The sequence below is a fragment of the Reichenbachiella versicolor genome, from assembly GCF_003171675.1.
Classification (GTDB): domain Bacteria; phylum Bacteroidota; class Bacteroidia; order Cytophagales; family Cyclobacteriaceae; genus Reichenbachiella; species Reichenbachiella versicolor.
The window spans coordinates 191,406-210,936 of the sequence record NZ_QFZQ01000008.1 but is presented as its reverse complement, the minus strand read 5'-3'; the positions used below and the strand labels follow the sequence as shown (position 1 = coordinate 210,936).

Annotated in this window: 21 protein-coding genes; 12 read left to right on the top strand and 9 right to left on the bottom strand. The window is 35.7% G+C overall.

Features of this window, described 5'->3' with window-relative positions; translation table 11 throughout:
• Window positions 1-42: 42 nt before the first annotated feature.
• Window positions 43-1,290: a PDZ domain-containing protein gene (locus DKG80_RS16985; protein WP_109832569.1), complete on the bottom strand. Its 1,248-nt coding sequence runs from the start codon at window positions 1,288-1,290 to the stop codon at window positions 43-45.
• A 188-nt stretch (window positions 1,291-1,478) separates the two neighbouring features.
• Here DKG80_RS16985 and hemB point away from each other — a divergent pair, with 188 nt between their 5' ends.
• Both hemB and DKG80_RS16975 read left to right on the top strand, forming a co-directional pair.
• A complete protein-coding gene (hemB, locus tag DKG80_RS16980; protein WP_109832568.1) occupies window positions 1,479-2,453 on the top strand; it encodes a porphobilinogen synthase in 975 nt (324 codons plus the stop codon).
• Window positions 2,454-2,520: 67 nt separating this feature from the next.
• Window positions 2,521-3,324: a 3-keto-disaccharide hydrolase gene (locus DKG80_RS16975; RefSeq protein ID WP_109832567.1), complete on the top strand. Its 804-nt coding sequence runs from the start codon at window positions 2,521-2,523 to the stop codon at window positions 3,322-3,324.
• A 15-nt stretch (window positions 3,325-3,339) separates the two neighbouring features.
• Here the strand turns inward: DKG80_RS16975 and DKG80_RS16970 are convergent, their stop codons facing one another.
• Window positions 3,340-4,968, bottom strand: coding sequence for a tetratricopeptide repeat protein (locus tag DKG80_RS16970; RefSeq protein ID WP_162555940.1), 1,629 nt, complete (start codon window positions 4,966-4,968; stop codon window positions 3,340-3,342).
• 289 nt (window positions 4,969-5,257) lie between these two features.
• Here DKG80_RS16970 and DKG80_RS16965 point away from each other — a divergent pair, with 289 nt between their 5' ends.
• The 8 genes from DKG80_RS16965 to DKG80_RS16930 all read left to right on the top strand — a co-directional run bounded on the left by DKG80_RS16965 (window position 5,258) and on the right by DKG80_RS16930 (window position 11,608).
• Window positions 5,258-6,046, top strand: coding sequence for an SDR family NAD(P)-dependent oxidoreductase (locus DKG80_RS16965; protein WP_109832565.1), 789 nt, complete (start codon window positions 5,258-5,260; stop codon window positions 6,044-6,046).
• Between the two features lie 33 nt (window positions 6,047-6,079).
• Window positions 6,080-7,393: an NTP/NDP exchange transporter gene (locus tag DKG80_RS16960; RefSeq protein ID WP_109832564.1), complete on the top strand. Its 1,314-nt coding sequence runs from the start codon at window positions 6,080-6,082 to the stop codon at window positions 7,391-7,393.
• A gap of 149 nt (window positions 7,394-7,542) precedes the next feature.
• Window positions 7,543-8,298, top strand: a complete 756-nt coding sequence (locus tag DKG80_RS16955) for a ThuA domain-containing protein (protein ID WP_162555939.1) — start codon at window positions 7,543-7,545, stop codon at window positions 8,296-8,298.
• A gap of 210 nt (window positions 8,299-8,508) precedes the next feature.
• Entirely contained in the window at window positions 8,509-9,195 is a 687-nt protein-coding gene (locus tag DKG80_RS16950; protein WP_109832562.1) for a hypothetical protein, read from the top strand.
• A gap of 53 nt (window positions 9,196-9,248) precedes the next feature.
• Complete coding sequence (locus tag DKG80_RS16945) at window positions 9,249-9,491, top strand: hypothetical protein (protein ID WP_109832561.1); 243 nt, start codon at window positions 9,249-9,251, stop codon at window positions 9,489-9,491.
• Between the two features lie 79 nt (window positions 9,492-9,570).
• Window positions 9,571-10,128 (top strand): hypothetical protein, encoded by a 558-nt coding sequence (locus tag DKG80_RS16940; RefSeq protein WP_162555938.1) that lies wholly within the window; start codon window positions 9,571-9,573, stop codon window positions 10,126-10,128.
• A gap of 118 nt (window positions 10,129-10,246) precedes the next feature.
• Window positions 10,247-10,699, top strand: a complete 453-nt coding sequence (locus DKG80_RS16935) for a MarR family winged helix-turn-helix transcriptional regulator (RefSeq protein ID WP_109832559.1) — start codon at window positions 10,247-10,249, stop codon at window positions 10,697-10,699.
• A gap of 54 nt (window positions 10,700-10,753) precedes the next feature.
• The gene (locus tag DKG80_RS16930; protein WP_109832558.1) at window positions 10,754-11,608 is read left to right on the top strand and encodes a pirin family protein; all 855 of its coding nucleotides are present in this window, start codon (window positions 10,754-10,756) and stop codon (window positions 11,606-11,608) included.
• Between the two features lie 202 nt (window positions 11,609-11,810).
• Here DKG80_RS16930 and DKG80_RS16925 read toward each other — a convergent pair whose 3' ends face one another.
• Together DKG80_RS16925 and DKG80_RS16920 are read right to left on the bottom strand one after the other, a co-directional pair.
• A complete protein-coding gene (locus tag DKG80_RS16925; RefSeq protein WP_109832557.1) occupies window positions 11,811-12,110 on the bottom strand; it encodes a DUF3817 domain-containing protein in 300 nt (99 codons plus the stop codon).
• A 100-nt stretch (window positions 12,111-12,210) separates the two neighbouring features.
• Window positions 12,211-13,659 carry an aminopeptidase P family protein gene (locus DKG80_RS16920; RefSeq protein WP_109832556.1) on the bottom strand — a complete coding sequence of 483 codons (1,449 nt, stop codon included), beginning with the start codon at window positions 13,657-13,659 and terminating at the stop codon, window positions 12,211-12,213.
• Between the two features lie 180 nt (window positions 13,660-13,839).
• Here DKG80_RS16920 and ppgK point away from each other — a divergent pair, with 180 nt between their 5' ends.
• Window positions 13,840-14,586: a polyphosphate--glucose phosphotransferase gene (gene ppgK / locus DKG80_RS16915; RefSeq protein ID WP_109832555.1), complete on the top strand. Its 747-nt coding sequence runs from the start codon at window positions 13,840-13,842 to the stop codon at window positions 14,584-14,586.
• Here ppgK and DKG80_RS16910 read toward each other — a convergent pair.
• From DKG80_RS16910 to DKG80_RS16895, 4 genes are read right to left on the bottom strand one after another with little or no spacing between them, the layout of a single operon-like run.
• Window positions 14,578-15,033: a hypothetical protein gene (locus DKG80_RS16910; RefSeq protein ID WP_162555937.1), complete on the bottom strand. Its 456-nt coding sequence runs from the start codon at window positions 15,031-15,033 to the stop codon at window positions 14,578-14,580. The two genes, ppgK and DKG80_RS16910, sit on opposite strands and share 9 nt — an antisense overlap.
• Before the next feature lie 18 nt (window positions 15,034-15,051).
• Window positions 15,052-15,651, bottom strand: a complete 600-nt coding sequence (locus DKG80_RS16905; protein ID WP_109832553.1) for a pseudouridine synthase — start codon at window positions 15,649-15,651, stop codon at window positions 15,052-15,054.
• Between the two features lie 13 nt (window positions 15,652-15,664).
• A complete protein-coding gene (locus DKG80_RS16900; RefSeq protein WP_109832552.1) occupies window positions 15,665-16,261 on the bottom strand; it encodes a class I SAM-dependent methyltransferase in 597 nt (198 codons plus the stop codon).
• Window positions 16,262-16,264: 3 nt separating this feature from the next.
• On the bottom strand, window positions 16,265-17,104 hold the full coding sequence (locus DKG80_RS16895) for a UbiA family prenyltransferase (RefSeq protein ID WP_109832551.1): 840 nt from the start codon (window positions 17,102-17,104) through the stop codon (window positions 16,265-16,267).
• A 156-nt stretch (window positions 17,105-17,260) separates the two neighbouring features.
• Here DKG80_RS16895 and DKG80_RS16890 point away from each other — a divergent pair, with 156 nt between their 5' ends.
• Window positions 17,261-17,698, top strand: a complete 438-nt coding sequence (locus tag DKG80_RS16890; protein ID WP_109832550.1) for a hypothetical protein — start codon at window positions 17,261-17,263, stop codon at window positions 17,696-17,698.
• Between the two features lie 425 nt (window positions 17,699-18,123).
• Here DKG80_RS16890 and lpdA read toward each other — a convergent pair whose 3' ends face one another.
• Window positions 18,124-19,518 carry a dihydrolipoyl dehydrogenase gene (lpdA, locus tag DKG80_RS16885; RefSeq protein ID WP_109832549.1) on the bottom strand — a complete coding sequence of 465 codons (1,395 nt, stop codon included), beginning with the start codon at window positions 19,516-19,518 and terminating at the stop codon, window positions 18,124-18,126.
• Between the last annotated feature and the right edge of the window lie 13 nt (window positions 19,519-19,531).

The following is a 19,531-nucleotide window of genomic DNA, read 5'->3' as shown; positions in this document are numbered from 1 at the left end:
CAAAAACCGAAATTTTAGTTGCTTTCTGCTTTGTTGGTGACATTATATCAATCTTTCCAATCTGAATACCTTCCTTAATTTTTGGTCATTTCTTTTGATTTTGACCACAATCTTTTTCCCTGGTTTTTCTCTTAATATGGCATTGGCTCCAGCCAATTTAATTGACTCATAGTCTAGACCATTTATGGTTTTGATGATATCTCCTTTTTGGATCCCTGCCAAGTGAGCTGGTGAGTTTTCGCGAACGGAGCTTACTTCAAAATTTTCATATCTAGATCCATTTCTCCCATTTGCTACTATATATAACCCACTCATATCATGCTCAAAATGTGAATCGTAGTAACGATTCTTTTTTAGATAAATACCCTCATTGTGATAATCGATTATGACATCAAACCTAGATAGAAACTCTCCTCCTAAAGTACCATATTTGCTGCCGCGCTTCACCGTCTCAGGAGTTGTATTAGGATCAGGGAAAGTCGCAATAGTCTTATTGATCTCAAACTCATCAACCTGAATGGCATCAACCCTCCCTAAAAAACCATAAAAATCTCCCGCTAATCCTCGTCCAATAACAGATGCAACATTGATCTCAGGTACAATAATATCGTCATGTTGTGGGTCGAGAAGGATGGAGTGACTAGCTCCTGTATCTACCATTAACGGCTGAGTAACTTCAGCATTTTCACCATCTTTGATAGTCACTGTCATATAAGGTTTAGTGTTAATAACCTTAATAGGAACTTTTGTAAATCTTCTTCTAGGCTTGAAGGCTTCTGGTTCAATCAGTGTAATGTAACCTTCCTCATAGTCAATTCTAACCACAAACCTCTTAAACAAATCATACCCTAAAACTCCATAAACATCTATTCCTAAATTTTTCTCGAGTTCCAAATAATCATGCTCCAAGACCAAAAAAGACTGCGTAAAATCCGAAACTACTCCTCCCGGTAATTCTAGATTAATATCTTTGACAACAAGTGCTCTGATACTGTCTACAGATCCACGCCCGTATATTACAATCTCACGTGTATATTCCAAACCCAAATAATCTCCAATAGCTTTTTCGGTAAGAATAGGATACTGAACTCCTGTATCAACTATAAAGTTCATCTCCATACCTCCGTTAACTTTCACTGGTACGACTATGAGATTATCATAAAGCTTGAAAGGTATTCTAATACGAACTCTATCCTCTGGAACCTTAAATCCGTGATGAATATTAGCTTGCGATATACCTAGAAAAGGTATAAAAGAAAGTAAATAGCATAGTATTATTCTTTTTCGCATGGCTGCACTCAATTGAAATGAATAAAATTACCTCAATCTAAAAATCAGATCTATTGAAATCGTTGATTGTATTTTTTTGAATTTTACGAAAATCTAACCGTATTTGTTTTTAAGTCTATATATGATCTTATCACTTAAAGTAATTCTATTGAGGTCTTTAGAGTAGATTTGCTCAAAATCATAATTATATGCTAAGAAGACCTCGTAGAAATAGAAAATCTACTGTGATCAGAGACATGGTAGAAGAAACTAGGCTATCCGTCAATGATTTCATGTTACCGTTATTCCTTCTAGAGGGAAATAGTAAAAAAGTTGAAGTAGATTCAATGCCCGGGGTTTACAGACTTTCCTTAGACAATATGCTTCGTGAAGTCGAAACGTGTTTAAAACTTGGCATAAGAGCATTTGACGTATTCCCTGTGGTAGATGAAAAACACAAGGACAAAATAGCTACTCAAAGCTATAATCATGACTTCTTCTATTTGAAAGCTCTCACAGAAATCAAAAAGGAGTTTCCAGAAGCTTGCATCATGACAGATGTAGCTATGGATCCATATAGTACGGACGGTCATGATGGTATAGTGGATGATGAAGGAAACATCCTGAATGATGAGACGCTGGAAATACTTGGAGAAATGACTTTAAGTCAAGCACAGACTGGAATAGATATCATTGGCCCGTCTGATATGATGGATGGACGTGTAGAATACTTGAGAGATGTCCTTGATGAAAACGGTTTTGAAAATACTTCCATCATGTCTTATACTGCCAAGTATGCAAGTGCTTTCTATGGTCCATTCCGAGATGCCTTAGACTCGGCACCTAAATCTGGTGATAAAAAAACATATCAAATGAATCCTGCTAACCTTCGTGAAGCCATCATTGAAGGAGAGTTAGATGAAGAAGAGGGAGCAGATTTTCTAATGGTAAAACCAGCTCTAGCTTATTTGGATGTAATTAAGCTTCTAAGAGATAATTTTGATCTTCCAATAGCTGCCTATAATGTATCTGGCGAATATGCTATGATTAAAGCTGCAGCTCAAAAAGGATGGTTAGACGGAGATAAAGCCATGATGGAATCATTGCTTAGTATGAGAAGAGCTGGTGCCAAAATTATTTTGACATATTTTGCTAAAGAAGCTGCCATTCTTCTAAAAAGTTAATGAATTGCGTAATTCTGACACTTATTAAAACAATAATAGATGAACCGCTAAACCTATAATTTCTAGTATGAAAAAATATTGTTGGTTACTTACACTCTTGCCTTTATTAGCTATTAAAGTAGAATCTTTTGGACAGACTAAAGGATTCAAACCTTTATTTAACGGTAAAGACTTTTCTGGTTGGTACCTTAAAATCAAATCAGATAACGATTCATTAGCTCAAGAAGTATTTGCTATTGACAATGGAACGGTCCATGTATTCAATGAATCTTTTCCTGATCAATATGAAACCGATATAAAGACTCACAATACGCATGGTCTATTCTATACAGATAAAGAGTATAGCAGATACATTTTAAAATTTGAATACAAATGGGGAAGCAGAGTAGCGAACAATTTCAAAGCTTGGCAATATGATGCTGGTGTGTATTACCATGTTACAGATGATAAAATCTGGCCTACAGGAATTGAATATCAAATTAGATATGATCATACTAAAGAAAATAATCACACTGGTGACCTAATCCGCCCAAAGGGAGTAACATACAATTGGTTTTGTACTGAAGATGGTAAATTCTATTTACACCCAAATGATGGAGGAATCCCTGAAGTAAAAAAACACTGGATGCATCGAGCTAAGCAAACAAACAATTATCATGCACTAGATGGTCAATGGAACAATTGTGAAATTATAGTAATGGGAGATAAATATGCCATCCACAAACTGAATGGTGAAGTAGTGAACATGGCTTTTAATTTAAACCCTGCAAAAGGAATCATTGGATTTCAGAGTGAAACAGCTGAAATTTTCTACAGGAACATCGAAATAATGGAATTCAAAAAGGATATTCCAGCTAAGAAGTTTCTTTAATGAAATCCGAGTAAACTAAAGCTTGCAAATAATCTCCTCTAAATTATCTTCTTTTGAGAGATTCATTTTTTTTCTAATTCGATAACGAGAACTATTTACACTCTCACTAGAGATACCCAAAAGTTGAGACATCTCTTTACTTGAGAAGTTCAATTTTATTAGGGCACATATCTTGTGATCACCCTTTGTAAGTTCTGGATAGGTATCACTTAATGCAGAGTAGAAACTTTTGTTGACAGAACTAAATCTGGCATCGAACTCTTTCCAGTCATTTTTCCGATTGACAGTAATTTTAGAGATCAGGGAACGTTTAATTTTTTCTTGTTTGTCTTTATCACTTTCGTTAAGAGTGTTTTTGATTTCAAGAAGCAATTCATCTTTTTCTATCAACTGCAAGGCAAATGAGGTAAGCTCCTTATTCTTTAGTTCTAAGATCTGCTGATTGTTTTGCTTGGCTAATTTGTGGTTACTCTTTAATATTTTCTTTTCTGTACGGTGTCTGTTTCTTAAGTAAAGAATGATTGTAAATGAAACTACAACTAAGAATGCTACTGCAATACTAAGAATGACTGTTTTGAGATTTAAAATACTTCGTTCCTGTTCTAATTCTGTAAGTCTAGCTTGTTCTATTATCTGTCGTTGTCTTTCAGTCTCTATTCTAAACTCATCCTTAATTTCGAACAGGCTTCTGTTCGTTGGACTTGATGCACCGAAATATTGATCTGCTACATCTATAGATTTCAATAAGTAAATATAAGCCTCCCGTTCCTTTCCCCAGATAAAGTAAAGGTTCGCCAGCTTGCGATACACTTGGGGTACAAAATTTTGATGTCTATTATAACGGTCTGCTATTTCGATAGATTTTAAGAAGTACTCTTCACTCCTCTTCAAATTATTCATAGCCAAACAGACTTCACCCAAAAAAGAATACAATATGGTTAAATACGCTCGTTTTCCTCCAATGAAGGTTTTCTCATTTTTTAGCAATAGTTCAAGAGCCTGATTTGGTTTTCCTTGATATAACAACAATATACCTTGGACTCCATCCACATACTGACCATCAATATTTGGGTCTTGTCTCATTATAGCATGACAGCTATCCACATAATGCTGTGCTATTCCATAATTGCCATTTTCTCTATGATGATTGGCATAAGTCGTGTAAACTCTCATTAAAGCTATTAAACCTTCTTTTCCATCGTGGATTAGCTTTTTATTGACTGCGACAGACTTCTCGAAGTATTCCTCCGCCTCTGGGTTTCTCTCAAACATGCTATAAAGAATGGCTAAACCTGAATAGATTTTTGCTAGTTGTCCTTCATTTCCCTTAGCATTAGCCAAAATCAAAGCTTCCCAATATCCATCATAAGCTTTAGGGTAATTCGCATTTCCAGATTGCATTTTCGCAATCTCTATAAGTAGTTTAATAGTTCTGGTTGTATCCCCATTTACAAGAGACAGTTCCTTTGCATTATTGAATACAGAGATTAAACTATCCTCATTAGCAAACTTCAGTTTTTCAGTAATTTGCTTCAGGTCATCAGGTGGGTTATCCTGAGCATGACCAGTAAAGGAATAGTTCAAAACCCAAACTAGAACCACAAAACTCCAAGTCCTCACAACAACCGATCTTCTCTTATTCATATCTATAGTAAAAATAGACATTGTCATTAATCAAAACACTAAATCATTTGATTTTGGCTGAATCAAGCACTATTCTCACTCTAATATCTATACAAAATCTATCACAAATCTATTCCTGTCTATCGTTCATCCATAGTCTTCATTAGCACTCTCACATTTTCATCATCCACATTTGTATAATCAATTTGACAAACTTGTATGAAGAGTTTTTCAAACTATAAGAATGGTAATGAATACAGACACTGAAAGGCTTAATGCTAAAAAGTGTTCAACTATTAAAATCTAAATTATGTACAAATCAATTCAAAAATTGAAATCACTCGCACTCATATTTTTGAGTGTTCTAGCGTTATCAACATTTAATGCTTCAGCCAAAACAAAAGCCGATTCCAAAGTGGCCATTATCACAGGATCTAACAGAGGGCAAGGATTAGGATGGACAAAATATTACTTAGAGAAAGGCTATACAGTGATAGCTACTGCTCGTAAACCAGAATCAGCAGACCAGTTACAAGCATTAAAGAAACAATACAAGAAAAAATTAATGATCGAAAAACTTGATGTAACAAGTTTGGAAGATGCGAATACTCTCAGTAACACACTTACAAAGAAGAAAATTAAAATCGACATAGCTATCAGTAATGCTGGTGTGACTGTGAAAGAAAACTTTGGTGAATGGACAGAAAAGTCTCTGATCGGTAATTTCAAAGTCAACACCATGGGAGCGGCTTTCTTTGCACAAATGCTAGATCCGCACCTTAAAAATGGTGCTAAAGTGATTCAACTCTCTTCAGGTGCAGGATGTATAGCTTGTCAAAAAAAGAGCAACGAAATTGATTCATACGCAATCAGCAAAGCTGGTTTAAATATGTTGACAAAGAAATTATCTTTTATCTGGGCAGATCGCCAAATTATAGTAGTGTCTATGACTCCAGGAGGTGTGAAAACTGATATGAACCCTACAGCTAAACGAACGGTAGAAGAAGCCATTCCAATGATGGCTGCAACTGTAGAAGCATTGACTATTGAGCAAACAGGAACCTTTATCAACTTCAAAGGCAAAAATATGCCTTGGTAAGGCTAAGCACTATCACACTTTAATATTAAAATCATGGTAAAAAAAGCTTTAGGCTGGTTTTCAGAAATTGAAAACCACGAAGTAAAAGCCACTGCCTTATCTTTCTTGTTTGCATTTATATTAATGCTCTCCTATTACATCCTGAGACCGGTCAGAGATGCAATGGCTAGTGACTGGTCAGATGCAGAGGTGAGTCAACTCTGGACAATGAATTTCTTTATTAGTGCAGCTGTAGTAGCAATCTATGGAGTAATTGTTTCCAAAGTAAGATTTCAAAGATTAGTGCCAGGTGTATATGCATTCTTTGCGATGTCCTTTATATTGTTCTATTTATCAATGTGGACAATTAGTGATGCCGTGATCATTGATAAAGCATTCTACGTATGGCTTAGTGTTTTTGCCATGTTTCACCTCTCTGTCTTTTGGAGTTTTATGTCTGACCTTTTCAACAAAGATCAGGCGAGAAGGTTATTTGCAACAATTGCTGCAGGAGCAAGTGCAGGGGCATTAATTGGACCAATGATTCCCACTTTTCTTGCAGGAGTGTCTGGTATTGATAATCTAATACTTACAGCTTCAATCATTTTACTACTTCCTATTCCATTAGCCATCAAACTAACGAGAATTAAGAAGAGTGAATTACATAATGATGATCAAGTTATTGACTCAGGCAAATTCATCCTTGGAGGAAATCCGTTTGCTGGATTCAAAACCTTTGTGACAGATCCTTATTTATTAGCTATTGGTGCATTCATCTTGCTTTATACAATGATTAGTTCATTTGTGTATTTCGAGCAGAAAAACTTACTAGCTGCCTATGATCGAGCTACAAGAACACAAATTCTTGGCAGCATTGATTGGATAGTTAATGTACTGACATTTGGGATAGCATTTTTCGCTACCTCTCGCATCGTGAAAAAATTAGGAATGGGGTTGACATTGGCATTATTGCCCTTAATAATGAGTGTAGCAGTTCTACTATTAGCATTTGCTCCAATAGTAGTCATCCTATTAGTTGTTCAGGTGCTAAGAAGGTCCGGTAACTATGCAGTAACTAGACCTGCCCGTGAAATGCTATTCACAGAAGTCAGTAAAGAGAAGCGTTTCAAGACAAAGCCTGTTATTGATGTGGTTGTATATAGAGGAGGTGACTCACTCACAGCTTGGATATTCACTGGCTTAACTGAAGGTATTGGTCTAGGTTTAGCTGCTGTGGGAGTAATAGGAGCAGGTATAGCTGCTGTTTGGGCTTGCGTAGGGTTATACCTTGGTGGAAAATACAATAATATTCAGGAAGAAATTGATCCGAAAGGAGAGAACATAGAACCCATACGACAGAGTGTATAAACCTTGAAAATTGTCATTGTTAGATTTTAGCTACAGGCTGACATCTGATAATTCAAACCGTAACCCAAATCATTTTTTCAAAATACGATCAATCATACGGTAAATAAAAAACCGCTGTCATGTATATGATAGCTCTAAAAAGAAATAAAATGAAAGAAATATTGAAAACGACTTTAAGTCTAATAGTAATACTATTATTCTCAACACTAACCCTAGAAGCTAAAACACCAAAATCTAAAGGCTCTAAGACGTCTGTACTTGTAGTCAGAGGTGGACATCACTATGACTCTCCAGCATTCGAGAAAATGTGCGAAAGTTTGAAAGGCGTAGACGTTGACTTGATGCTCAATGCTCACCTATACGCTATGAAAATTGACGAAATCAAAGAGAAATACGATGCGATCCTATTCTTTGACCAAAATAAAAGATACCCAGAGTTGAAGAGGAATAAGAAACTTTACATGGATCTAACTGATGCTGGTATCGGTATGGTATTTCTTCATTTTACGCTTTCATCTCAACCAGATTGGGATGAATATCACGAATTGGTTGGAGGTAAGTGGTTCTTAAGAAGTCACACCAAAGACAAGTCTAAAGTCTCAAAATATTATCCTGAAAAGACAGTAGATATTAAAATCGTAGACCCTGAACATCCAATCACAGCTGGAATATCAGATTTTACATTAACCGACACATATTACGGTAAGATCTATATGAGAAATGGTATCACCTCATTATTAACTTCAGATGATACTGACGTAGCACCTTCTATCGCTTGGACTCAAAAATATAACAACTCCAAAGTCGTATATATCATGCCTGGCTTCTCTAAAGGAGCATTTGAAAACCCATCTTATAAAAAACTAGTAGCAAACGCGCTGAAATATGTAGGTGCACAGGATTAACTCCTAATTACAAGTTGAAGTAGAGTTTGAAAAGCTGGTTTTATTAAATCAGCTTTTTTGTTTAAATGAATAACTTTAAAATAGGCAATGAAAGAAAAAATGTCACTTCGTTAAACTATTCCTAATATTTTACTATCCATTTTTCGATAGAGTCCTTCAATATTGACTGGCTATCATTTATTTTGCATTTTTCACTGAATTATAGATTACATGAGCCAATCGAATGAAGCCGAAGTGATGTTGACCCTAGAGGAATTTGGCATTTTATGTTTTACTAACTCCTATTATCTTGATGATGAACTGAAAAACAAGGTAGAGGTAATATTAACCTCCAGCCAAACCTATTTTTGGGTACCTGTAATTTCACACTTGATCAAATCCACTGAACTGAGTATTGAGGATATTCGGGTATTTGTAGAGTTATCACTTAACAACCTTGTTACTAAAAATGAAGCCCGTTGGAATAATCGTGCACTAGGAGTAGAAGGCATGCTAGCTACCCTTGAAAGTGTATTATTTTATACCACAAGACTTAAATTCGATAATCCAGTACTCGAGCATCAAAGTTTATTTGGTTCATTCATTGATGAAATTTCCGAAAGACTGGAAGATCACAATCTTATCGAAGCCAATCAAATCGAAGTTCTTAATGGAGCTCCAGGAGTAATGATGGGACTTTTACCTTTAGGTTTTACAAAAAGAACACGAGTAGGAGAGGACATTTTCACAAAGTTTCAGAATCAATTCCGTGACATGGAGGTGAACAAAACAATTAAGGATTCACCCTATGAAAATCACTATAGATTCTTTAGGGTCTATGAGCTTTTCAGATCAGCAATATTTACTATGGAAGAAGAATTTGGGACATACAAAAACAAAAAGTCCAAACAAAAGTAATTCCAACAGTAGTTTAACGTGAATTCTGGATAATAACTGAAAAATATTAGCCGATGAAATGCATCACTGGTAAGAAATGTCACGAAACTGAAGAGCTTGCTGAGGAGGCATTAATCGAAAATCATATTCACTTCAACCACCCAAAAGGAAGTGGACCAATCAACATTTATTTGTGTGAACACTGCGGGCACTACCATTTTACTTCACAAGGCGAACCACATTATATTCTTGAGGAAAAAGCTTCCTATATAGCTGCACAAAAACGCGCTAGAGATTGGGAATATCGACTGAGATAGGGCATTGATCGAATTATCCCAATGGTTCAGGTTTAGAATGATGTTCTAAATCAAGATTTATACTATCTTGATTTTTACCATGAACCGATTCCTTGAAAAACATGGCTATTTCCTTGAGAGGAAAGGGCAAACAGTATTAGTGCATCACAAAAAGCTGAATTATGGATGTATACACGTCCTATTCGTGTTTCTTTTAATTCCTTGTGTAGCTTTGACTTTCCTTCACTTAGGTTTTAGTCTCTTTCTTGTCCCACTTCTATTCTTCTATTTCATGGAGGTCGACAAGAGAAATAAGCATGCTGATTATACTATTATCAACTACGGTAAGAAATGCTTTGAAATAACTGATAAAAAAGGAAAAGTCATTGAGACTTTTGAGTTCAAGAAAGCAACTTCTGTAGTAAGTACTGACGAACATATTGGAGGCTTTGCTTCTGCTGACAAAGAAACTACTGAGGAATATAGAAGGGAGATTAATATATTTTTTGATGCTGGACAGATTCTCACATTATTTTCTTTCGTATCAGATCATGATGATGAGGAAATAGAAGTACAAGAATTAGTAACATGGTTGGAAAAAATCCTAGAAGATTATCTTTTCTCAAGCACTTCACTACGCCCAACTAGTTTAAGCTGAGAAAATACTACTACCTACAGGATAAATAAGTGACAACTCTACAACAACTCCTTACTTTTTGAAACTCATTGTACTTTGAATTCGATAGAATTATATTTGTTTTAACAAAATTCAGCAAATGGGATTAGCAGAAGATATTAAATCAAGCAGTTTTGAAAGTTATCGTGCCAAGGCTTTGGTCAACATTTTATACACTTCTAATTACTTTCGTGACGTATTCAAATCCCACCTTAAGAAGTTTAACCTCCAGCATCAACACTATAACGTACTTCGCATCATAAATGGAAAATACCCAGAACCGATCTCTCCAGGTCAGATCAAAGAAGTAATGTTGGATAAAGGGCCAGATGTAACTCGACTAGTAGATAAGTTAGTCAAATTGGGTTTGGTAGATAGATGTCTAAGTGAGTCTAATCGTAGAATGGTCGAAATTAAAATGACGGAAAAAGGACGCGAATTTGCACTGAAACTCATTGAAGACGGGAAAGCAATTACTGACAAATCAATGGGGCTTTCGGAAGAAGAAGCCCAACAACTTAGCGACCTTTTGGATAAAGCCCGAACTAAATAGTTGTTGCAACAAATATTATTTCGATACGTTTATTTCTGTTAAAAGGAGGTAAGCATGCAACGAAAAGTATTAAAGGTGATTAATACACCTAAAGTAATGATGGGTAATATTGAAATAGGTCAACCTATTCCTTCAAGCCCTATCGAACAAATAAGCCCTTTTATATTATTGCATTATGCGGAGCCTAAGTATATAGCCCCTGGTATGAAACCAATGGACATTGGCCCACACCCTCACCGCGGATTTGAGCCTGTTAGCTTCGTTTTTCAAGGGTATATTGGTCATAAAGATTCTTTAGGAAACGAGAGAGTCATCGGACCTGGTGGTGTTCAATGGATGACTGCTGGTAGAGGAATCGTCCATAGCGAAGGAGCTCCTCAATCATATTTTGAAGAAGGTGGCAATCTTGAAATGATCCAACTTTGGATCAACCTACCTGCTGAACATAAAATGACAACGCCCAAATATCAGCCAGCTTCAAAAGAGGAAATTCCTTTTGTAGAAACTGATGGTACTAGAGTAAATATAGTATCGGGGAATTACAAGGGAATAACTGGCCCAATTGATTCTATCACTGATATTGAAGCGTTTACCTTAGAAATGCGAAAAGATGGAAATGTCTCTATTCCAAGTTATGGAAATAGGAACATCTTACTTTATCAATTAAGAGGAAAAAGTATTATCAATAATCATCAGGTTGGAAATCAGCAGCTAGTCTTATTTGATAATCAAGATGGGGGCATTGAAATCAAATCAAGCGAAGAAACCGTTATTCTTTTCTTATCAGGAGAACCAATTGATGAGCCTATGGTATCACATGGACCTTTTGTAATGAATAGTACAACTGAAATTATGGAAGCAATGCGCGACTACTCTACGGGTAAAATGGGTGTAATGACTGAGTATTAAAATAGAAAAGGTCACCAAGTAAATTAGAGATTTTGTATTCATAAATCACTTTTGGCACAGGAATTGATATTAAGCTACTCAAGTTTAGTCAATTCAATATTAGAGAAAAGTAACCTTGACTAGACAAGGATAATGATTAGGTTTGTTTTGAGTTATAGGCTCTGGGGTGGTTCCCAGAGCCTTCTTATTTTAAAGTAAAAGGTTAATTAATCTCCGTTGGTTTGAAGATCTTTTGATCAGCATAGAAAGTACCAAAAGGAATCAAAGAAGCTACTAATCCTATAGCTAGATCTCTTTTCCTCCAATGATGCAACAAAGCGTTTTGAAAACATAAATAGATATACAAAATAAAGAACCAACCATGAGCCATCCCCACTACATAGTTTGGCTCAGGAATATCCAGTAAATATTTCATTGGCATTGTCACGCCAAATAACAGGTAGCTAATTCCTTCGGCAATAGCCATTATTCTAAGTCTTCCTATTGGTGTTTTAAAATTCATTTTCCTATTTTCAATGTGACATCATGCAATGATAAACCAATTAAAGACCTTAGATCAAGTCTCTTATTTATGATAGATAAACTACCAGAATTTAATAAACTCAATATTGCCCTTTTAATGGAGGTAAATCATACTCACTGAAAATATTGTCTTGTTCGATGAGCTCTTCTATTGCCTTTATTGTTCTAGGTGCTTTATTTGAAAGAAGCTCATACCCATCTTCAGTAATCAATATATCATCCTCGATACGAACAGCGATACCCCACCATTTTTCATCACAATCGCTTCCAATCGGAATGTAGATTCCTGGTTCAATAGTAATGACCATATTTTCTTCATATTTCTTATACTGACCTGGGTCATGGACATCTAAACCAATATGATGACTTAAACCATGAGGAAAATAAAAGTGTTCATGGTCTTCTGATTCTATGATGCCTAGTTTAGCTAAACCTTTATTGATAACGTCTCTAGCTATCCAACCTGATTTACTAAATGTATTACCTGGTTTACAATTCTTAAAAGCGGCTTCTTGAGCTTTCAATACCAAATTATATATAGCGGCTTGCTCCTTTGTGAATTTACCATCGGCTGGTATAGTCCGTGTCACATCAGCTGTGTATCCATGATATTCAGCTCCTAGATCCATCAATACTAAATCATCTTTTACCTTCATTTTATCATTTTTGATATAATGCAGTATGCATCCATTATGACCTGCACCTACGATCGATGGATACCCTTCATATTCTGCACCATATTTTTTGTAAACGAACTCATGTATGCCTTGAATCTCAGATTCTGACATCCCTGGATGCAGACCTTTCATGACTTCACGTTGGCCGATACAAGAAATATCAATTGCTTTTCGCAACATATCAATTTCCTCTTTGAGCTTTATTTCTCGCAATTCAGTCATGATCTCTCGAATACGAGTTGTATTGACACTCATTTTGTATTCACCCTCACTCACTATTTCAAGATTCTTTGCTGATTCAATCTTTTCTTTGAATTGCTCTATTAAACTAAATAAATCAGCAGGGTTTGATGGGTTATCACGAACATCGTTGAAAAACTTCTCTTGAAGTACAAAATCAAACTTTGAGAAATCAATTTCAAACTTGTCAAACTTCTGAGCATCTAAAACAGCTTCAAACCCTAGACTTTTTACACCTTCTGGCCCTAATACTTCTCCATCGAAAACAGGTCGTTTATTTAAAGAAGTCTGGGAGAAAACAATTTCATCATATTCACCAATTTCTTCGCTATGTTGAAATTCCTTAAACAATAAAAGTACCGCACCTGGCTCTCTATACCCTGTCAAATAAAAGAAGTTTGAAGCTTGGTGATAAACATAATCCACATCATTAGATCGATTTCGAATTGGATTAGCAAAAAACACTGCAACTGAGTTATTAGGCATTTTATCTCTGAATACTTGACGTCTACCTTCATGAAAATCAGGTTTTAAGAAGTCATTGAGATAATCACTTTCTTGTGCATATGATGAGGCTGATATAATTAAAAATAAAAATGTGATGCTTTTCATATTGATAAGGTAATAAAACCAAGTAATGAACGAAGATAAACCTACCTCTTCTATATAGGTTGAAAATTAATTAGATTTGAAATAAGCGTTTACATGACGTTTGTATATTTAGCTCAATATAAGAGTTGAGAAGCTAGAACTAATGGGCGATTGCCTTTTGTATAATAACATTTTTAACGCATGACAATACTCGGAATAGATATAGGAGGATCAGGAATAAAAGGAGCAATAGTAGACGTTGAAAATGGACAACTAATTACAGATAGACATAGAATTCCTACACCTCAACCAGCTACTCCTAAGGCAGTTGCCAAAACTGTCAAAGAACTCGTCGAACATTTTAAATGGAAAGGTACAGTAGGTTGTAGTTTTCCAAGCGTAGTTAAAGAAGGCAAATGCTTCACAGCTGGCAACATTGCTCAGGAATGGATTGGAACTCAAATCGATGATCTTTTTAGTAAAACTTGTGGTGGGATAAAATTTGTAGTTGGTAATGATGCAGATCTTGCTGGCGTTGCTGAAATGAGAATGGGAGCTGGAATTGGTCTCAATGGAAAAGTCATGATGGTAACTATTGGTACCGGGCTTGGATCCGGTTTATTCTTCAATGGTGAATTAATCCCCAATATCGAATTGGGGCATTTGTTTCACACTGATGGCCGACCTATTGAAAAATATGCTGCTGACTCAGCTAGAGAAAGAGAAGGTTTAGAATTAGAGGAATGGGCAAAACGGTTTGATTTCTTCTTGAATCACCTCAATAGAGTAACAGCACCTGATCATATTATAATTGGTGGTGGAATAAGTAAAAAGTTTGATAAGTTCGAGAAATATTTGACAGCAGACATTCCTATCACTGTAGCTAAGTTTAGAAATCAAGCAGGAATCATTGGTGCCGCAATGTATGCACTTGACATGTCAAATTAAGGATTTGATTTTATTGACTACACTATTTTTACAGTAATCGATATAGTGTAGACTAGTGGCTTTTAGTAAGGGGTCACCAACAAACCAATGCTTCATAAGATATATTGCTCCTACATAGGGAAACACTGCAATAAGAGCGTCTAACCATGAAACAGCATTTCTAAGCCTTGATTTAATAAATGTGAGCTTTAAGAATGCATTGACAAAAGTCCAACCTATCAATATTGTCAATGGATAATTGATCTCTTCTGGAGATGTGATAAACGAGACGAGCATCATTGGCATCAAGACTAAATCAATCCAAACAGCTATCATACTCCATATAGCCAAAGTCGCACATACGGATATAATTTGACCTAAACGTCGGCTAATAATTAATGATTCTAGATGCTTTTTTTGCTCTATTGAATATTCCTGTTGATTTATAAAGTAGAGAAAATGGCTCATCTTTTTCTAACCTCATTATTAGATACTTGGTTCAGTAGTGAAACAAAGTTCCAATAGGTCTTCCACTTCTTGAACTTCTCCTGACTTTAATTTACCTAGAAAAATATTTCCAATTCTTATTCTAACCAATCTCAATGTTGGAAAACCAACTGCAGCTGTCATTTTACGAATCTGTCGATTTTTACCTTCAGAAATAGTTATAGAAATCCATGACGTATCACCATGCCTTTCATCTCTTATTTTATGACCATCACCCAGATATAATGGAGGGTTAATTCTCTCAACTTTACATGGGGCAGGTTTAAAGGTTTTTCCTTTAACTGTAATCTTTGGACAGTCAGATAAGAGCGCTATTGACTCATTATTGATTTCTCCATCCAGCTGAACGTAGTACTCCTTTTCGATTTTATTGTCTCGCACTTCATAGCTCACTTTTCCGTCAGTGGTCAACAGCAGTAAACCTTCTGTATTTTCATCTAGCCTACCTATTGACATTGTTCCTTCTGGAAAGTCATTGATATCTCCAAGCATTTTTTTGTTTCGTCGTTTACGGTGTTGATGTGTAAACTGTGAAAGATATCCTGAAGGCTTATGAATAATAAAATGTCTGTGCTTCATCCAAATTAAACTATTATCTTAAGCTAAAAACCCAACTATTAATAAAACCTTTTCTTACAAAAACTTGATCTTTTAGCTTAAAACCATTTCGCAAAAGGACACTTTCTAGGTCGGCAAATCGCTTTCTTTTTAACTGAGTGGTTAACCTAAAAAAAGTATGCATTGAGTAGGACAGCCACGATTGATAGCATGTTTTTGGTACTCCAAAGTCTTTTACAATTAATCTTCCGGTAATTCTCAACATTGACTTTATTAGATCAATTACTTTAGCTAGATCTTCGTCACTGAATAAATCGAGAAAAAAATCGGAGATGATGTAGTCATACTTTACAATCGGTTTGAGTTCTTCTAATCTACAACAATGAAATGTAACTGAGCTTCTAGTGTCTCTCCGTTGTGCACTTCTTATCATTCTATAAGAGGAATCAACATAGTCAACATTGGCATGTAAATGTTCCAATAAATACCCAGTTCCTCCTCCAATAACTAACACCAAGTCCTCCTGTTGAATCTCTGATAACTGAGCTTTTTGAATCTTAAAAATGGGCTTACCAAAAACACAATTTTTGAGCAGGTCATAAATTGGTGCAATGCTGTTGTAGTTTAACATTACCTAAAAAAATATTACCGCTGGAATAAAGAAAATCATATCTGCATATATACGATACCTTTCGTACTGTTTGAACCAACTTGGGCGATTGAGAATCATATACAGCACTGCTACCATTGCAAAAAATACAGCGTAAAGTACCCAAGAGGACGAAGGTAGATAAATAGCACTTACTACTATCAAAACAAGTAATATGTAAATCAGATAACTTAGTAAATAATACGATGGTTTGTATCCAAACCGAATAGCCCAAGAATGACTTCCATCCTTGCGATCATTAGACATTTCATACATGGTTATAAGTATCAGGTTAATAAAGGCTATCCCAAATACGATAATCATGCAAAGTAAACCACTTAAAGAATTAGCAGCACCAAGTGAAACGGGCCCTACAAAGACACCAATAGTATAAATGGAAGCAATAAGAAGTTCTTTAATCAAGACTACCTTAAATAAAAGCGAAAATAGAAAGTAAACTCCTACAGATATACTTACAACAATTCCAATATATAATGTTTGAACTGGTAAAAATAATAAACTGAATAAACCTATCAGAATTTGGCAAATCATCAGAACTATCATTTTTCTAGAATGGTCCTGATGAAACCTGTGCCTATGCATACTGGGTCTATACATATTGAGGCTATTGCCCACTCTTCTTGCGTCTATCCAATGATCCAAAGTATAGATAAACCAAACTGCAAGAAATAATGAAATCGATATAGACGCAGGAAGTAATAACCCAAAAGTATGAGAAATAGCATTAGTCATTACAATAGAGCCAAAGGCTACATCAATTGATAAAATTCTTAGCCAGTAATATATGCTCTTCAGTGCTTTCAATATAAGTACTAATTTTTAAGGGGCGTAAAGATAAAACTCCCTACATAAGACTCCATTACGAATCATAGCTATCGTTGGATAATAGAGTAAAAAGAGAATTGGCCAGATAATTGTGAAGACCAACAAATTACATAACGAAATAAACCATAATTAATCATGAAATATTCAGGACTATTTTTTGTAATCATTCTTTTCAGTGGTTGTTCTGAGCTAGTTGAAGACTGTATTTTCCCATCTAAACCTGAGTTTGAAACTCATAGCTTAAAAACAGGAACTTTAAACAAAGAGTACAATACTTCGATATTAGGTCGTGTAAAAAATGAGTCTAGCGGTTCATATTATACCTTTTATTTTACTTTGTTAAATGACCTTCCAGATGGTCTCAAGCATTATACAGAAGGTCGAGAATTAGTAATTTATGGTACTCCCAAAACTACTGGTAAATTCAATATCAAAGTGCAATTAGAAATTGATGAGTCTTGTGATGAAGAGTGGGACGATGAGTACGCTGAGTTCGACTGCGATAATGTATGCTTTGCAGGAAAGATTATTGAAAAGACATACACTTTAAATATCAGTGGCGAAGCTAGGTAATAAAAAAAAAGGCCGTTTACCTCGTCTAGGTGAACGGCCTTTGTATATGAATGATAAGACTAAATTATGTGCTTTTCTAAGTAGTTAAGAAAATCGGACTTCGGGGTGCAGCCCGAAGTCCAAGATTGATGTTTACCTCTTAAACTTCAAACCTTTTATTATGATTATTAACTATGATTCAAAAGTAGCCTGAGAATAAGAAGAGCAAAAGTCAAGATCGGTGAACTGACATATTTCGCTGGTGAAATGCACAATTGGTTTGGTGGGATGATTCATCTCTTCGATCAATAAACGTATTTTACATGTAAACTCATCTAGATTATAAAACAACAGCATAAAAAAGCCTTGATCCGAAACCGAATCAAGGCCATACTTCTATAAACTCTAACTTCTAACTAATTACTTAAAAGCACTTAATTACATTATCACATATGGATCGCACCGGCATCAGAAGCTGCTAAGCAAGCTTCTTTTACAGCCTCCATATAAGTTGGGTGTGCATGAGACATTCTTGAAACATCTTCGGCTGATGCTCTGAACTCCATGGCAGTAACCCCAGCGGCTATCATATCAGCAGCTCTTGCACCAATGATATGTATTCCTAAAATCTCATCTGTATTCTTATCAGCAAGCACTTTGACCAATCCATCGGTATCCATACTTGCTCTAGCTCTACCTAGCGCCTTGTATGGAAAGGAACCAACTTTATAATCCATACCTGATTCCTTTAACTGTTCTTCAGTTTTCCCCACTCCTGCTACTTCAGGCCAAGTATAGACAACACCTGGAATCAAATTGTAATCTATATGAGGTTTCTGACCAGCCAATTGCTCAGCCACCATTACACCTTCTTCTTCAGCCTTATGTGCTAGCATTGCACCTTTTACTACATCACCAATTGCGTAGATATTATCAACGGAAGTTTTCAAATGAGCATCAGTCTCTATTCTTCCTGCTTTATCTGTGGTAATACCAATATTTTCAAGTCCAAGTCCATCAGTATAAGCTCGTCTTCCTACTGATACTAAACAATAATCACCTTTAAGTTCCAGAACTTCCCCTTTTGGAGTATCCGCTTTAACCGTTACAGTTTTAGCTGTCCCTTTTACTTCAGTCACTTTGTGTTTAGTGTAGAACTTCATCCCGAGCTTCTTCAATGACTTAGTTAATTCCCTTGACATAGTACTATCCATGGTAGGAATTATTTTATCGAAGTATTCTACAACGGATACCTGAGACCCTAATCTTGCATAAACAGAGCCGAGTTCAAGACCTATTACACCTCCTCCGATAATAATCAAATGCTTCGGGATTTCTTTCAAAACCAAAGCCTCAGTTGAAGTAATTACTCTCTTCTTATCTATCTCGATAAAAGGTAAGGTTGAAGGCTTTGAACCAGTAGCTATAATCACTTTATCAGTAGATATGGTTTCTTCTTTCTCACCAGCTACTTTAATAGTGTTTTTATCCACGAAAGATCCATGACCAGTGAAGACATCGATCTTATTTTTCTTCATCAAATAAGCAACACCTTCTACATTTTGTTTTACTACTTCACCTTTTCGAGCAATCATTTGCTCGAAATTGATTTTAGGCTTCGCGATTTCAATACCGTGTTCTTTGAAAGTGTGCTCTGCATCATGGTAATGATGAGATGAATCTAATAAAGCCTTAGAAGGAATACACCCTACATTAAGGCATGTTCCACCAAGTGTATTGTATTTTTCTACTACGGCTACTTTCATGCCCAATTGAGCGCATCTAATGGCTGACACATATCCGCCAGGTCCTGAGCCAATAACTGTTACGTCGTATTTCATTTTTTTAGTAGTT

Coding starts and splice junctions, on each gene's coding strand:
- DKG80_RS16935 (WP_109832559.1), top strand. CDS start 10,247: ATGGGATTAGCAGAAGATATTAAATCAAGCAGTTTTGAAAGTTATCGT.
- DKG80_RS16985 (WP_109832569.1), bottom strand. CDS start 1,290: ATGCGAAAAAGAATAATACTATGCTATTTACTTTCTTTTATACCTTTT.
- DKG80_RS16920 (WP_109832556.1), bottom strand. CDS start 13,659: ATGAAAAGCATCACATTTTTATTTTTAATTATATCAGCCTCATCATAT.
- DKG80_RS16950 (WP_109832562.1), top strand. CDS start 8,509: ATGAGCCAATCGAATGAAGCCGAAGTGATGTTGACCCTAGAGGAATTT.
- ppgK (WP_109832555.1), top strand. CDS start 13,840: ATGACAATACTCGGAATAGATATAGGAGGATCAGGAATAAAAGGAGCA.
- DKG80_RS16910 (WP_162555937.1), bottom strand. CDS start 15,033: ATGAGCCATTTTCTCTACTTTATAAATCAACAGGAATATTCAATAGAG.
- DKG80_RS16925 (WP_109832557.1), bottom strand. CDS start 12,110: ATGAATTTTAAAACACCAATAGGAAGACTTAGAATAATGGCTATTGCC.
- DKG80_RS16945 (WP_109832561.1), top strand. CDS start 9,249: ATGAAATGCATCACTGGTAAGAAATGTCACGAAACTGAAGAGCTTGCT.
- DKG80_RS16890 (WP_109832550.1), top strand. CDS start 17,261: ATGAAATATTCAGGACTATTTTTTGTAATCATTCTTTTCAGTGGTTGT.
- lpdA (WP_109832549.1), bottom strand. CDS start 19,518: ATGAAATACGACGTAACAGTTATTGGCTCAGGACCTGGCGGATATGTG.
- DKG80_RS16900 (WP_109832552.1), bottom strand. CDS start 16,261: ATGTTAAACTACAACAGCATTGCACCAATTTATGACCTGCTCAAAAAT.
- DKG80_RS16955 (WP_162555939.1), top strand. CDS start 7,543: ATGAAAGAAATATTGAAAACGACTTTAAGTCTAATAGTAATACTATTA.
- DKG80_RS16970 (WP_162555940.1), bottom strand. CDS start 4,968: ATGAATAAGAGAAGATCGGTTGTTGTGAGGACTTGGAGTTTTGTGGTT.
- DKG80_RS16905 (WP_109832553.1), bottom strand. CDS start 15,651: ATGAAGCACAGACATTTTATTATTCATAAGCCTTCAGGATATCTTTCA.
- hemB (WP_109832568.1), top strand. CDS start 1,479: ATGCTAAGAAGACCTCGTAGAAATAGAAAATCTACTGTGATCAGAGAC.
- DKG80_RS16975 (WP_109832567.1), top strand. CDS start 2,521: ATGAAAAAATATTGTTGGTTACTTACACTCTTGCCTTTATTAGCTATT.
- DKG80_RS16940 (WP_162555938.1), top strand. CDS start 9,571: ATGAACCGATTCCTTGAAAAACATGGCTATTTCCTTGAGAGGAAAGGG.
- DKG80_RS16930 (WP_109832558.1), top strand. CDS start 10,754: ATGCAACGAAAAGTATTAAAGGTGATTAATACACCTAAAGTAATGATG.
- DKG80_RS16965 (WP_109832565.1), top strand. CDS start 5,258: ATGTACAAATCAATTCAAAAATTGAAATCACTCGCACTCATATTTTTG.
- DKG80_RS16960 (WP_109832564.1), top strand. CDS start 6,080: ATGGTAAAAAAAGCTTTAGGCTGGTTTTCAGAAATTGAAAACCACGAA.